The sequence below is a fragment of the Pseudomonas sp. LBUM1653 genome, assembly GCF_059716115.1.
The window spans coordinates 6,269,323-6,283,704 of record NZ_CP166803.1 but is presented as its reverse complement, the minus strand read 5'-3'; the positions used below and the strand labels follow the sequence as shown (position 1 = coordinate 6,283,704).

The window sequence follows — 14,382 nt, the reverse complement described above, 5'->3', positions numbered from 1 at the left end:
GGGGGCGGTGCTTAACTGAAGTCCCTTGGCTGACCAAAGAAGCCCCGTCATGAACCTGCATCAGTTCGCCGAAACCCACGAAGTCACTAACCAGCCACCCTCGCTGGACGGCGCCAACCTGTATCGCATTGACTTGCCCCTGCAGGAGTGGTCGCGGCGTTTCGGGGCCGGTTGGGCCGAATCGCGGATCGATGCATACGGCGCTCTCGCCGGTGGACCGCTGATGGCGGCGGGGTTCCTGGCCAATCAGAACAAGCCGGTGTTCAGCAGTCATGATCGCTATGGTCATCGCATCGACCTGGTGGAATTTCACCCGGCCTATCACGAACTGATGCGCACGGCGATCGAGCATGGCCTGACTTCGTTGCCCTGGGCACACCCGCAGTCCGGCGCGCATGTCGCCCGCGCCGCCATGACCTACGTGCATAGCCAGGCCGAGGCCGGCAGCGGCTGCCCGTTGACCATGACCTTTGCCAGCGTCCCGGCACTGCGCCTGCAACCGGACCTGGCGGACCAATGGCTGCCGAAGATTCTGTCCACCGAGTATGACCCGCGCAATGTCGGCATGGCCCACAAGGCCGGCGTCACGATCGGCATGGCCATGACCGAGAAGCAGGGCGGCACCGATGTCCGCGCCAACACCACCAAGGCTTATCCGGTGGGAGCCAGCGGTCCGGGCCAGGCGTACGAACTGGTGGGGCACAAGTGGTTCTGTTCGGCGCCCATGTGCGATGCCTTCCTGACACTGGCGCAGACGGACAAGGGTCTGACCTGTTTCCTGCTGCCGCGGCATCGTCCGGACGACACGCGCAATCAGTTCTACATCCAGCGCCTGAAAAACAAACTCGGCAACTGTTCCAACGCTTCCAGCGAAGTGGAGTTTCGCGGTGCCTTGGCGTGGATGGTCGGTGAGGAGGGGCGCGGCGTGCCGACGATCATTGAGATGGTCGCCATGACCCGTTTCGATTGCATGGTCGGCTCAAGTTCGTTGATGCGCCAGGCACTGACCCAGGCCAGCCATCACTGCGCCCACCGCAGGGTTGGCGGCAAGTTGCTCAGCGAACAGCCCCTGATGCAGAACGTGCTGGCGGACCTGGCGCTGGAAAGCGAAGCCGCCCTGGCCTTGAGCCTGCGCATGGGTCGGGCGCTCGATCATCTGGACGACGCCCAGGAAGCCAAGTTCGCCCGACTGGTGACGGCGGTGGGCAAGTACTGGATCTGCAAACGCGCGCCGGCCATGATCAACGAAGCCGCCGAATGCATGGGCGGGGCGGGATACGTCGAAGACAGCATCTTGCCGCGCCTTTACCGCGAGGCACCGGTGAATTCTACGTGGGAAGGCTCTGGCAACGTGCAATGCCTTGATGTGCTGCGAGCCCTGTCCAAGGAGCCGGGTGTGCTCGATGCGTTGTTCAGCGAGTTGGGCGATGGTCATGGCGACAAACGCCTGGCCGCGCACATTAGCCAGCTGCAGAGCGCTTTCAAGGACACCAGCGACATTCAATACCGGGCCCGGCAACTGACCGAAGACATCGCCTTGGGGTTGCAGGCCAAACTGCTGCTGGAGGCGGGGAATGCGGCGGTGAGTGATGGGTTTATCGCCAGTCGTCTGAATGGTGGTGGCCGGGCGTATGGTGCGTTGCCGCGGGGGGTGGATGTGGAGGCGATTGTTGCTCGTTCGACCCCGCAAGGTTTCTGAACGACACCGTCCCCTGTGGGAGCGAGCTGTGGCGAGGGGATTTATCCCCGTTGGGGTGCGAAGCGCCCCTGAATCCAGTCAGCGCGTTCTTGAATGAGAACACGCTGACTGGACTACGATTGCTTCGCAATCGAACGGGGATAAATCCCCTCGCCACAGCAGGCTCGCTCCCACAGTGGAGCTGCGGTGCATCCTGCATTTGTGTCACCACTGTTCCCGTGAAGCGACGATACAGGCAAGATGAAGGCCTGCAAGTCAGAACACAGGATGCTGATCGTGACCGAAGCTTTTATTGTCGTTCAAACCGCCGAGCAAGCTGTAGACCGGCTTGCGCTCTTGCACAATCGTGCAACCACCGCACTGAGCCAGGCGCTCAAGCAATATCTCAAGGATCGTGTCGAGCCGGACGCCGAACAACGGGCGATGTTTCGTTATCCCGAACTGCGTCTGACCTACCACTGCCAGGGCGAAGTCCCGCAGACCACGCGCGCCTACGCCAAGGTCCAGTTGCCGGGCACCTACAGCGTCACCGTCACCCATCCCGCCGCCTTCCGTAAATACCTGCTGGAGCAACTCGTGCCGTTGATGCACGACTTCACCGTGACGGTAGAGGTCGGTGTCAGCCAGCAGAACATTCCTTATCCGTACGTGGTCGAGCAGGGCGATGAGTTGGCCGGTTCCGGTGTCACCGCCGCCGTGCTGGCGCGGGTGTTCCCGAGTACTGACCTGTCGGCGGCGACCGACGGTATTGCCGACGGTTTGTACGATTGGGAAAACACAGATCCGCTGCCCTTGGCGCTGTTCGATGCGGCCCGGGTGGATTTTTCCCTGCGCCGACTGGTGCATTACACCGGCAGTGACTGGCGGCATGTGCAGCCATGGATCCTGCTGACCAACTATCACCGTTACGTCGACCAGTTCATCGTCCATGGCCTGGAGCAATTGCGCAAAGATCCGCGCTTCGTGCGCATGGTGCTGCCGGGCAACGTGATCATCGAAAAGAGCATGGATCACGGCGAAGCCTCGGCGATTGCCGCAGGAGTGGTCTGGCATCGCTACCAGATGCCGGCCTACCACCTGATCGCCACTGACGGTCACGGCGTGACCCTGGTCAATATCGGCGTCGGGCCGTCCAACGCCAAGAACATCACTGACCACCTGGCGGTGCTGCGTCCGCATTGCTGGCTGATGATCGGCCACTGTGGCGGCCTGCGTCAGTCGCAGACCATTGGCGACTACGTGCTGGCCCACGCCTATATGCGCCGTGACGGAATTCTTGACCGGGTCGTGCCGCCGAACATCCCGATTCCGGCCTTGGCTGAAGTGCAGATGGCCTTGCAGCAAGCGGCGGCGAACATCACCGGCGAGAAGGGCGACGAGCTGAAAAAGCGCCTGCGCACCGGCACCGTACTGACTTACGACGACCGTAACTGGGAGCTGCGCTGGGCCCAGGAGCGGCCGCTGATCAACCTGTCCCGCGCAGTGGCGGTGGACATGGAAAGCGGCACGATCGCGGCCCAGGGTTATCGCTTGCGGGTGCCTTACGGCACGCTGCTCTGTGTGTCGGACAAACCCCTGCACAGCGAGATCAAGTTGCCAGGTTCGGCCAATGCCTTCTATGAACGCGCGGTTAGCCAGCACCTGAAAATCGGTATCGAAGCCGTGGATTTGCTGCGCACCGAGCTCAACTCGTTGCACTCGCGAAAACTGCGCAGCTTCGACGAGCCGCCGTTCCGCTGATTTGGCGATGGTCATTTAACGGTCGGGCTACTAGCATTAGCAGCCCTGACCGTTAGATGTTCTTTCGCCATGTCCCGTCCACAACGTCCTGTTTCCCGCCGCCCTGGCGCAAAGCCATCCCCTGCAGCCCCGCGCCGTATCGCCAAGGCGCCACCGGCCGCGCCCAAGCTGATCCTGTTCAACAAACCCTTCGATGTGTTGACGCAATTCAGCGACGCAGAAGGGCGCGCGACCCTCAAGGACTACATCGATGTTCCGGGGATCTACCCCGCAGGACGGCTGGACCGCGACAGCGAAGGTCTACTGCTGCTGACCAACGACGGTCAGCTCCAGGCACGCATCGCCGACCCGAAACATAAGCTGGCCAAGACCTACTGGGTGCAGGTCGAAGGCGAGCCTAGCGCTGAGCAATTGCAGCGCTTGCGTGACGGTGTCGAATTGAACGATGGCATGACCCTGCCTGCCGAGGCGCGGCAACTGGATGAACCGCAATTGTGGCCGCGCAACCCGCCGGTACGCTTTCGTAAAAGTGTGCCGACCCATTGGCTGGAGCTGGTGATTCGCGAAGGCCGTAATCGGCAGGTGCGCCGCATGACGGCGGCGGTCGGACTGCCGACGTTGCGGCTGGTGCGGGTCAGGATCGGAGACTGGTCGATCGAGGGGCTCGAGCAGGGCCAGTGGAAGGAGGTGCCGGCGCGCTTATAAAGTGCCGGATTCGATCAGGCCGATCACCACGCTTTTGATCACAAATGCAGCGACGCCAAGGCCCAGCACGAAGAACAGAATGAATGAGCCAAAGCGTCCGGCCTTGGACTTCTTCGCCAAATCCCAGACGATGAAACCCATGAAAATGATCAGGATGCTGACCAGGGCGGTCATCATCCACTCTTCGAATACTGCAGGATCCATTGAACATCTCCGGCGCGGGCGAGGCTAAAAGGGCGCGGCGAGTATACGTCACGCCGTCTTCACGAAGTATTGACCTGCGGCGGTGTGTCGCAGCTATTCGTCGCCTGTGCCGGCCCCTTCGCGAGCAGGCTCGCTCCCACAGTGAATCCCCAGCGCATGTGAGATCCCTGTGGGAGCGAGCCTGCTCGCGAAGGCGTCCTCAGCTGCGCAGATGTGTCAAAGGCAGTTCGGTGCTGTTCAAAACCTGATTGAGTACAAAACTCGACCGCACACTGGTCACCCCTTCAATCCGCGTCAGATGCCCCAGCAGCAATTTCTGATAATGGTCCATGTCCGGCACCACGACCTTGAGTTGATAATCGGCATCCATCCCGGTCACCAGACTGCATTCCAGTACCTGCGGCAAGGTACGAATGGCGGCTTCGAAATTTTCGAATCGCTCCGGCGTGTGCCGGTCCATGCCGATCAGTACATACGCCGTCAGGCTCAGGCCAAGCATCTTGCGGTCGAGCAGGGCGACCTGGCGGGAAATGTAGCCATCGTCTTCCAGTTGCTTGACCCGTCGTGAGCAGGGGGAAGGCGACAGGCCGATGCGTTCGGCCAGCTCCTGATTGGAGATGCGCGCGTCGCGCTGCAATTCAGCCAGAATGCTCAGGTCATATCGGTCAAGTTTGCTCATCAAACGGTCCCTTGTCATAACTATTGCGACAGATTATCTATCCAGGGTTAAAAATTGCGCAAGTGATGTTTATTTGAGCAATCTTCGCAATCCTCTGCTGGCGCTCCGAGCCTATTCTTATCACCAGAATCACTGCTCGGACAAACAGTCCAATGCGGCCCGCCGAATCAGGCCCGCCGCGGTCGCCACCCCCACAGGGGATGTGCTGGCCCCCGAGCTGCACACTGTCCAGAAGACGGCGTGAGGTGAGCCGACGTCAAAAGCGTCGAGCACGGACGAAGTTCTCAAGGGGAGGCCGACGGGTCTCCCCTTTTTCTTGCCCGCAATTTGCCACCTGCCCTCAATAAATAAGTTTCGCGACTGATAACCTGTTGCAGAACCGGCCTTTGCATTTTCAGTCTTACCTACAGGCCCTGACCCGCATTGAGGAAAAGCATGAGATCGCGCATCTGGCGTTTGGCCGGTGTTGGTTTGCTGATTGTCGGTATAGAGGTGAGTGTCAATGCGCAATCGCAAGCCGACCAGCCGCAGAACCGTCCACCTCCGGATTACAACAGCCGGGTGCGCTCGCCGCCACCACCGCCGCAACTGCCGGCCAATGACTTGCCCATCCAGCCTCGACCCGACACTGTGCAACAGACTCAGCCAGCGCGGCGTGGTCACTATCAGGACGAGCCGCGGCGCAATGATCCTAACCCGCACTGGAATGGCTATATCGGCGCACCGTCCAATGACAACAACCATTGGCAGGGTCGTCCCAGCGGCCACGGCAATGGCTGGGGGCCTGGCCCGCAGTATCGTCCAGGGCACGTGATCGACCGCTTCCCGGAGCGCGACTACCGCGTGCCCTATGGTGGCCGGGATTACTACTACTCCGGTGGCTACTGGTATCGCCCACAAGGCTCGCGTTATGTGGTGGTGCAGCCGCCGCGCGGGATTCGCGTCCAGTACCTGCCCGATTATGCCCGTGAAGTCTGGATCGGGGGTTCGTTGTTGTTCCTGGCGGCTGGTTCCTACTACGCCTATCAGCAAAGCACTCAGGATTACGTGGTGGTCGAGCCGCCCGGCCAACCGTTGGCGACCGGCAATGGCTACGACGTGGAGGCTTATCCGGCCAACGGCCAGTCACCGGGGCAGGTCAACCAGGATGGCTACGATTGCTACCGCTGGGCGGTCGAGCAGAGTGGTTTTGACCCGCGGGTCGATACCTATCAACCCGACCCGGCGGTGCTGCAGACCTACCGTCAGGCCCAGGGCGGTTGCCTGGCAAGTCGCGGTTATCGGGTGACGTTTTGAGCGGCTTTGACGACTTCCTGCGGATCGGCGTGTACCAGCACTTCGGCCCGCGGGTAGGCGGCATGAATCGCATCGGCGGCCTGATCGCTGATGCCGTGGGCGACTGACAGGGTCAGTTCCCCCGGCAATTCCAGGTGCAACTGCACAAACCACTGGTTGCCGGAAATCCGCGTACGCAAATCATGTGCGCCCAACACCCCGGGCACACTGCAAGCCAGTTCCAGCATGTGCTGGCTGACGTCCGGCGGCAGTTCCTCATCCATCAATACCGCAAAACTTTCCCGGGCGATCGTAACCGCGCTCCAAAAGATGTAGGCGGCAATCCCCAATCCGAACCAGGCGTCGACCTGATGCCAGCCAAACCCGGCGAGCACCAGCGCCACCAGGATGCTGCCATTGAGCAGCATGTCCGAACGGTAATGCAGGGCGTCGGCGCGCACAGCGTTGGAACCGGTGGCCTTGACCACTCGATGCTGCAACATCAGCAGCGCCAGGGTCAGGCCCAGCGAGAACACGATTACCCCGATGCTGATCCACGGTGCGCCCACCGGTTCCGGATGCTTGAGCCGGTCCCATGCCTGCAGTGCAATCAACACCGCACTGCCGCCGATGAACAGCGCCTGGGCCATGCCGGCCAGAGACTCGGCCTTGCCATGCCCATAGCGATGATCGTCGTCGGCCGGGCGCAAGGCGTAGTGCACCGCCAGCAGGTTGAGCAGCGAAGTCACGCCGTCGAGTGCGGAGTCGGTCAACCCGGCGAGCATGCTCACCGAGCCGCTCAGCCACCAGGCGATGGCTTTGGCGATGATCAGGGTGCAAGCCACCGCCACCGAGGCACGGGTCGCCAGCCGCAGCAGGCGGGCGTGTTCGACGCTTGTGATCATGGGTGCGGATTTTCCTTGGCGTGCCCCGGTTACGCGGCGGGTTGCAGGCCGAACATGGCCAGTTGCTGGGTGCTGCCCTTGTGCTGGATCAGGCGTGGATCGTCCAGCGGCAAGCTGCGGCCCAGTTCACGCTGCAGAATAGTCTGCAACTTGAGGTTATCGACCTTGCCGTCCGCGCCAATGGCTTCCTTGAGTTTTTCCGGGTCGACCTGGGCAGTCTTGCCCGGTTCGAAGTAAATTGCCCCGGTGGCGAAGTCCACGGCGAAGGCGATCAGGCCGGGGATGACGTAGAACAGCAGGCCCACGGCGTCGAGCACGGCGATGGCCGGGTCGATCTTGCCATCGATCTGGCCACGGCGATCGGGGTAGAAAATCGACCCGCACGCGGTGACCTGAGTCAGCAGGGTCGCGACCAAAACACCGCCAATCAGGCGAAAGGGAACACGCATATGAAATCTCCTGAGTCTTCTGGAAAACGAAACGTCGTCGGTATGAATTAAGACCCTGACTAACGTCCAGCAGTTCGCCGTTATACTCGGCCCTCTGTTTTGGAGCCAGCATGATTTCTTTGCCGATTGATGAAGTTTTACCCGCCCTGCGTGACGCCCTGGCGACACGCCACGAAGCCGTGCTCGAAGCACCGCCCGGCGCCGGTAAGACCACCCGTGTTCCCCTGGCATTGCTCAACGAGCCGTGGCTGGCCGGGCAGACCATCCTGATGCTCGAACCGCGCCGCTTGGCCGCGCGGGCGGCAGCGGAGCGCTTGGCCAGTGAGCTGGGCGAAAAGGTCGGTGAAACCGTGGGTTATCGCATTCGGCTCGACAGCAAGGTCGGCCCCAACACCCGTATCGAAGTGGTCACCGAAGGCATACTCACCCGGCGTTTGCAGGACGATCCGGCGCTTGAAGGCGTGGGCTTGTTGATCTTCGACGAGTTCCACGAACGCAGTCTCGACGCCGATCTGGCGCTGGCCCTGAGCCTGAATGGCCGGGAACTGTTCCGCGACGATCAGCCACTGAAAATCCTCCTGATGTCGGCCACCCTGGAAGGCGAACGGCTGGCCGGGTTGCTGGACGACGCGCCGATCCTGCGCAGCGAAGGCCGTATGTACCCGGTGGCGATGCGCTGGGGCCGGCCATTCCAGGCAGGCGAATTCATCGAGCCACGGCTGGTGCAGACCATCCTCGAAGCCTTGAGCGATGAAACCGGCAGCGTGCTGGTGTTCCTGCCGGGGCAGGCCGAGATCCGTCGCGTGCATCAACAACTGGCCGATGCGCTGGGCGATAACCTTCAGGTCTTGCTCTGTCCGTTGCACGGTGAACTGGACCTCGCCGCGCAACGTGCGGCGATTGATCCGGCGCCGCCGGGTAAACGCAAAGTGGTGCTGGCCACCAATATCGCCGAGACCAGCCTGACTATCGACGGCGTGCGGGTGGTGATCGACGCCGGGTTGGCGCGGGTGCCGCGTTTCGATCCCGGCAGCGGCATGACCCGCCTCGACACCCAGCGTATTTCCAAGGCCAGCGCTACCCAGCGTGCGGGCCGGGCAGGGCGACTGGAACCGGGTGTGTGCTATCGCTTGTGGTCGCAGGATCAGCACGAACAATTAGCGGCATATGGCAGTGCGGAAATTCTATCGGCGGATCTCGCCGGGTTGGCGCTGCAGTTGGGTCGTTGGGGTGTGACACCGGGCCAATTGGTTTGGCTTGATGTGCCTCCGACAGCCGCTTATGCACAGGCTCAGGACTTGCTGGTTCGTCTTGGCGCATTGGATGGCGAAGCGCTGACCCGTCACGGCCAGGCCATGGCCGAACTGCCGGCGCATCCACGTATTGCGCACTTGTTGTTACGCGGACAGGCGCTCGGCTTGGCCGACATGGCCTGCGATGTTGCGGCATTGCTCGGCGAGCGCGATATCCTGCGTGGCGCTGGCGCCGATTTGCACAGCCGATTGGCGCTGTTGTCCGGCGAAGCGCGCGGCGCTCGTGGTGCTCAGGGCGGCGTACAACGAGTCCGGCAACTGGCGCGGCAATATCGCGGCTATTTGCGCGGCAAGGCGTCGGAGCCGGTCAGCGATCCCGACCATCCTCGCTGGCTCGGTGCGTTGCTGGCGTTGGCCTATCCCGACCGCGTCGCCCAGCAGCGCCGTGCCGGTGGCGCCGAGTACCGCTTGGCCAACGGTCGCGCCGCGCTGTTTGCCGAAGCCGACAGCCTGATGAAACAGCCGTGGCTAGTGATCGCCGATCTCGGCAGCCGTCAGGGCCAGCGTGAAGAGCGGATTTATCTGGCGGCGGATTTCGATCCGGCGTTGTTCGACTCGGTACTGGCCGAACAGGTGCGTTGCGTCGATCAACTGGATTGGGATGAGCGCGAAGGTGTGCTGCGGGCCGAGCGCCAACGCAAGGTTGGCGAGCTCATCCTCAGCCGCGAACCGCTCACCGGTCTCGATGAAAACGCCCGCAGTCAGGCATTGGTGAATCTGGTGCGGCGCAAAGGCCTGGAGCTGTTGCCGTGGACCCCGGAGTTGCGTCAGTGGCAGGCACGGGTGTCGTTGTTGCGCCAACTGGACCTGGGTAGCAAGGGCGAAAGCGATTGGCCAGATGTCAGCGACGCTGCTCTGCTGAACAACCTTGAGCACTGGCTGATGCCGTATCTGGGCAAAGTCTCGCGGCTCAGTCATTTCGCCAATCTCGACCTCTCGAGCATCGTTCACAACCTGTTGCCATGGCCACTGCCGCAACGGCTGGACGAGTTGGCGCCCCACCACTTGAGCGTGCCATCGGGTTCATCGATTCGTCTGGATTACAGCGAACAGCCGCCGATCCTGGCGGTGCGCTTGCAGGAACTGTTCGGCCTGGCCGAAACCCCACGCATCGCCGGTGGCCGGCAAGTGGTCAAGCTGCATTTGCTGTCCCCGGCGCGGCGGCCCGTGCAGGTGACCCAGGACCTGGCGAATTTCTGGCGCAGCACCTACGCCGAGGTGAAAAAAGACCTGAAGGGACGCTACCCGAAACATTACTGGCCGGACGACCCGCTGGTGGCCGAAGCCACGGCACGGATCAAGCCGCGCAAGCAATGACGCCGCGATCTACGGCGCGGCGGGCAGCAGAAACCGCGCAATCACCGGCAGGTGATCGGAGATGCGCAGGGTATCGTCTTGCCGGACCATCGCCTCGACCCGTTTGATCCGCGGGCTGTAGAACAGATAGTCGACGGTCCGGTCCGGGCCGTTCAAACCGGCATCGTTCGGGTAATGGGTCAGCCAGCGCGCGCGGTCGATCCCGCCGGATTCGTTGTTGGTGGGGATCATCGGGTACTTGTCCCACAACACATGCAGGGCGCTGTCGGCGGAGTAGGGGGTGCGCTGTTCGCTGGGCAGGCGCTGGTATTGCCCCAGCGGCAGCAGATTGAAGTCGCCACCGATCAGCCAGGGCGTACCGCGGCTTTCGAACTTGTCGAGGGCCTTGGCCACAGCCGCGACCTGGGCTTGCAACGTCTCGTCAGGTTGAGTCACTCGGTCCAGATGGGTGTTGAGGACAGCGAGCTGGGCACCGTCGCTCAATGGCAGGTAGGTCACCAGCAAGGCGTTTTTCGGTTGGAACTGGCGACTGATCGGGTTGGCCGATGCGATCGGCAATTGCACACGCTCGGCGTGCTCGATCTGATAGCGGCTCAGGGTCGCCAGTTGCCGGCCGACGCTGCCGAAAATGTGCGGATCCGGCACGAAGTCAGCCTTCCAGTCGAAGGCATGGGCACTGCACGGATACAGGTCGGCGAGCCGCTCCTGTAGCAGTTTGAGCTGGTTCTGGTAGTCGCTGGCCTTGGCACCGTCATCGAGTTCCTGCAGCAGCACGACGTCCGGTTGCTCGTCGCGGATGACCCGCGCCACTTCGTCGAGGCTGAAGGCCATGTCTTCCGGCGTGGGGGAATCGTCGGCGCCTGCGGCCAGGTCATTCCAGAACACATAGCGCTTGCCCGCCAGGTACTGGACGTTCCAGGTCATGACCTTCAGCGCCTGGCCCGGGGCGAGCGTCGGTGCCTGGGTGCTGCAACTGGCCGCAATCACTTCCTTGGCCTCGGGGCGCCAGGTCAGGCTGTAGACCATCACCCAAGCCAAGCCGATGACGATCAACAATCCCAGCAAGGTGTAGCGCAGCAGTCGGGTCATGGCTCGGCTTATCGCGTTACGGAAGTTGACCCCGAGCATACCCGACTGACGGGCGGTCGCCCACGGTCATCGTGGGCCATCGATTTTTTCCGGCACTTCGCTGATCAGCATGAACAGGCGGAACAGCACCACGCTGGTGAACAGCTGCAGGAAGCTGTGGGCACTGTCGATCAGCAGCGAGATCGCCGGGTTCTGCGGCTCGGGGTACGCCGCCAACGTTGCGCCCTTGAGCAACCACAAAGGCCCCATCACACACAGGATGCACACCAGGATGCGCAGGAAATGGCCACGGGTCAGACGCAGGCTTTCCTTCATGGCCTGCAACGGCGCCAGGCCCCGCAGCACCAGAAGGTACTCGCCGAAAGCCAGGGTCACCATCAGCCAGATGCCCGGGAGGAAGTACAGCGACAAGCCCAGAAGAATCAGCAGGGTGTTCAGGGCGGTCAGCAAGGCGAAACGCGGCCACAAATAGGCGGACCTCGACAGCAGCTCGCGATTACTGGGCGATTCGCCACGGCTGCGGGCGTCGAGGAACAGGATCAGGGCGGCGGTGTACAGCGGATAGACCAGCAAACCGACGATCACACTGATACCCGGGAAGCTGTCCGGCTCGGTGGAGTGGTCGACCACTTGTTGCAACAGGGCCTCAATGATCACCAGTGGCAGGCACAGCTGCACGATCTGGCGCAGATTGCGCTTGAAGAAATACAAGGAGTCACGCAGTACATCTAACGGATTCATCAGTTGGTATCGCAGGTTGAAAGCAGTTGCCCACTTTAACCGATGATGCGCGGGAGGACGCAAACGTAAACGTTCGGTAAAGGTCATTGAAACAACTTGTTTCAGCCTCCATTAAGGTCGAGCACCTTATCCTTTGTGGATAAAGGCAACGATTTTCCCGGCAATCTACGAGGTCGCCATGAACAGCGAAGAACAAACCCTGATCGATGGACTGTTTTCCCGGCTGCAACAGGCCGAGACGGACTCAGCCCCGCGCGATGCCCGGGCCGAGGCGCGGATCAAGGAACACCTGACACGCCAACCGGCGGCAGGTTATTTCATGACCCAGGCGATTCTGGTGCAAGAGGCGGCGATCAAGAGCCTCGACGGGCAGAACAAGCAACTGACTGCGCAAATCCAGCAATTGCAGGCCGAACTGCAGCAAGCCAAGGCGCAAACGGCGACTGCAGCGCCGAACAGCGGTGGCTTTTTGTCGAGCATCTTTGGTGGCGGCAGTCGTGATCCGCAGCCTGCGCCCGCGCAACCGGTGGCGTCGAGTGGGGGCGGCTGGCGTGAGCCGGCGCGTCCATCGTTCAACTCGCAGCCGCCGCAGCAGAACTTCGGTGGGTCTCCACAGCAGGGCTATGCACCCCAGCAACAGGCCCCGGCAGCACCGGGCAGCGGGTTTCTCGGTGGTGCGCTGAAAACCGCGGCCGGCGTGGCGGGTGGCGTGATGTTGGCACAAGGCATCAGCAGTCTGTTCCAGCACAATCAGCCGGCGCAGGAAATCGTCGAAGTCATCAAGGAAGAACCGGCCCAGGTCAACGACCAGGGCAACAATGGCTGGGGCGATGACCAGCGCGTGGCCGGCAACGATTCCTATGCCAACGACCAGGGCGGTCTTGCCGACGCCGACTACAGCGATGACAGCTCATCGTTCTTCGATGGCGACGACTCCTTCGTCTGATACGCCATTCGTCCGGGGCGCTGCGGCGCTTCGGGCCGATTATTCGCGAAACACTCCTTTTGGCTGGCATACTGGGCGACTTTTCGGGCCTGGTGCCTGATCCTGCCTGCGCGTTAATGAGGTGTCCGGTGAAAAAAATCGCAGTGTTCGCCGATGTCCAGAACCTCTACTACACCGTGCGCCAGGCTTATGGTTGCCATTTCAACTATGCCGCGTTGTGGGCTGACATCAGCAAGCAAGGCGAGATCGTCGAGGCCTACGCCTACGCGATCGATCGTGGCGACAGCAAACAGCAGCAGTTCCAGCAGATCCTGCGCAACCTCGGTTTCACCGTGAAGCTCAAGCCCTATATCCAGCGCAGCGACGGCTCGGCGAAGGGCGACTGGGACGTGGGTATCACCCTCGACATCATGGACGCGGCCGACCATGTCGATGAAGTGGTGCTGGCCTCTGGCGACGGTGATTTCGACATGCTGCTGGAACGCATCATCAGCAAGCACGGCGTGCAAGCGGTGGCCTACGGGGTACCGGGCCTGACGGCCAACTCGCTGATCCGCGCCGCCAGCCGCTACGTGCCGATCGAAGGCGCGTTGCTGCTCAAGAATTGATTTTTACGGAGTTGAAACAGGTTTGGAACGCATAGCAGTCATCGACTTTGAAACCACCGGGATCTCGCCGAGCAGCAGTTGCCGGGCCACGGAAATTGCCGTGGTGATCCTTGAGCAAGGGCGCATCGTCGAGCGTTACCAGAGCCTGATGAACGCCGGCGTGCGCGTCCCGGGCTTCATCGAACAACTGACCGGAATCAGCAACGCCATGCTGCGCACCGCGCCTTCGGCCGAGCAGGTGATGAATGAGGTCAACGAGTTCGTCGGCTGCACGCCTTTGCTGGCCCACAATGCCGCGTTCGACCAGAAGTTCTGGGACTTTGAACTGGGGCGGATCAAACGCACGCGCCTGCAGAATTTTGCCTGTTCGCTGCTGCTGGCCCGGCGCCTGATGCCCGCCGCGCCGAACCACAAACTCGGCACCCTCACCACCTTCGCCAACCTGCCCCACACCGGCAAGGCCCACCGGGCCATGGCCGATGCCGAGATGGCGGCTAACCTGACGGCGCACCTGGCCGAGGAGTTGCGACAGAAGCATGGGTTGCGCGAGTTGTCCCATGATCTGTTGTGCAAGTTGCAGAAAGTGCCGGCGGCGAAGGTCAATGAGCATCTGAAGCGGCATCGCGGATTCTGACCGCGACACGATTCCCCTGTGGGAGCGAGCCTGCTCGCGAAAGCGGAGTGTCAGTCGACATCAATGTTGAATGATCAA

General features: G+C 61.9%; 14 protein-coding genes. 8 read left to right on the top strand and 6 right to left on the bottom strand.

Annotated elements, in window-relative coordinates; all coding sequences use genetic code 11:
* Nucleotides 1-49: 49 nt before the first annotated feature.
* From ACA054_RS28375 to ACA054_RS28365, 3 genes are all read left to right on the top strand, one after another.
* Nucleotides 50-1,699 carry an acyl-CoA dehydrogenase family protein gene (locus ACA054_RS28375; RefSeq protein ID WP_497687141.1) on the top strand — a complete coding sequence of 550 codons (1,650 nt, stop codon included), beginning with the start codon at nt 50-52 and terminating at the stop codon, nt 1,697-1,699.
* Nucleotides 1,700-1,939: 240 nt separating this feature from the next.
* Nucleotides 1,940-3,439, top strand: a complete 1,500-nt coding sequence (gene amn, locus ACA054_RS28370; RefSeq protein WP_497687140.1) for an AMP nucleosidase — start codon at nt 1,940-1,942, stop codon at nt 3,437-3,439.
* Between the two features lie 138 nt (nt 3,440-3,577).
* On the top strand, nt 3,578-4,144 hold the full coding sequence (locus tag ACA054_RS28365) for a pseudouridine synthase (protein ID WP_497690388.1): 567 nt from the start codon (nt 3,578-3,580) through the stop codon (nt 4,142-4,144).
* Here ACA054_RS28365 and ACA054_RS28360 read toward each other — a convergent pair.
* Together ACA054_RS28360 and ACA054_RS28355 are read right to left on the bottom strand one after the other, a co-directional pair.
* The gene (locus tag ACA054_RS28360; protein WP_401315516.1) at nt 4,139-4,348 is read right to left on the bottom strand and encodes a DUF2788 domain-containing protein; all 210 of its coding nucleotides are present in this window, start codon (nt 4,346-4,348) and stop codon (nt 4,139-4,141) included. The genes ACA054_RS28365 and ACA054_RS28360 overlap by 6 nt on opposite strands.
* Nucleotides 4,349-4,547: 199 nt before the next feature.
* Nucleotides 4,548-5,027, bottom strand: coding sequence for an Lrp/AsnC family transcriptional regulator (locus ACA054_RS28355; RefSeq protein WP_007937367.1), 480 nt, complete (start codon nt 5,025-5,027; stop codon nt 4,548-4,550).
* Nucleotides 5,028-5,462: 435 nt separating this feature from the next.
* On the opposite strand from ACA054_RS28355, the gene ACA054_RS28350 reads away from it, so the two are divergent.
* On the top strand, nt 5,463-6,323 hold the full coding sequence (locus ACA054_RS28350) for a DUF6515 family protein (RefSeq protein ID WP_497687139.1): 861 nt from the start codon (nt 5,463-5,465) through the stop codon (nt 6,321-6,323).
* Here the strand turns inward: ACA054_RS28350 and ACA054_RS28345 are convergent.
* Both ACA054_RS28345 and pmcY read right to left on the bottom strand, forming a co-directional pair.
* A complete protein-coding gene (locus tag ACA054_RS28345; protein ID WP_497687138.1) occupies nt 6,305-7,207 on the bottom strand; it encodes a cation diffusion facilitator family transporter in 903 nt (300 codons plus the stop codon). The genes ACA054_RS28350 and ACA054_RS28345 overlap by 19 nt on opposite strands.
* A 29-nt stretch (nt 7,208-7,236) precedes the next feature.
* Nucleotides 7,237-7,656, bottom strand: a complete 420-nt coding sequence (gene pmcY / locus ACA054_RS28340) for a periplasmic Zn2+ metallochaperone PmcY (protein ID WP_497687137.1) — start codon at nt 7,654-7,656, stop codon at nt 7,237-7,239.
* Between the two features lie 110 nt (nt 7,657-7,766).
* On the opposite strand from pmcY, the gene hrpB reads away from it, so the two are divergent.
* On the top strand, nt 7,767-10,286 hold the full coding sequence (hrpB, locus tag ACA054_RS28335) for an ATP-dependent helicase HrpB (RefSeq protein WP_497687136.1): 2,520 nt from the start codon (nt 7,767-7,769) through the stop codon (nt 10,284-10,286).
* 9 nt (nt 10,287-10,295) lie between these two features.
* On the opposite strand, the gene ACA054_RS28330 is transcribed toward hrpB, so the two are convergent.
* Nucleotides 10,296-11,375: an endonuclease/exonuclease/phosphatase family protein gene (locus ACA054_RS28330; protein ID WP_497687135.1), complete on the bottom strand. Its 1,080-nt coding sequence runs from the start codon at nt 11,373-11,375 to the stop codon at nt 10,296-10,298.
* Nucleotides 11,376-11,441: 66 nt separating this feature from the next.
* Nucleotides 11,442-12,116, bottom strand: a complete 675-nt coding sequence (locus ACA054_RS28325) for a YciC family protein (protein ID WP_497687134.1) — start codon at nt 12,114-12,116, stop codon at nt 11,442-11,444.
* A gap of 178 nt (nt 12,117-12,294) precedes the next feature.
* Between ACA054_RS28325 and ACA054_RS28320 the strand changes: the two genes are divergently transcribed.
* The 3 genes from ACA054_RS28320 (at nt 12,295) to ACA054_RS28310 (ending at nt 14,304) form a co-directional block, all read left to right on the top strand.
* The gene (locus tag ACA054_RS28320; RefSeq protein WP_497687133.1) at nt 12,295-13,062 is read left to right on the top strand and encodes a DUF2076 domain-containing protein; all 768 of its coding nucleotides are present in this window, start codon (nt 12,295-12,297) and stop codon (nt 13,060-13,062) included.
* 128 nt (nt 13,063-13,190) lie between these two features.
* The gene (locus ACA054_RS28315; RefSeq protein ID WP_007946629.1) at nt 13,191-13,670 is read left to right on the top strand and encodes a LabA-like NYN domain-containing protein; all 480 of its coding nucleotides are present in this window, start codon (nt 13,191-13,193) and stop codon (nt 13,668-13,670) included.
* Between the two features lie 22 nt (nt 13,671-13,692).
* Nucleotides 13,693-14,304, top strand: coding sequence for a 3'-5' exonuclease (locus tag ACA054_RS28310; RefSeq protein WP_497687132.1), 612 nt, complete (start codon nt 13,693-13,695; stop codon nt 14,302-14,304).
* Nucleotides 14,305-14,382: the final 78 nt, after the last annotated feature.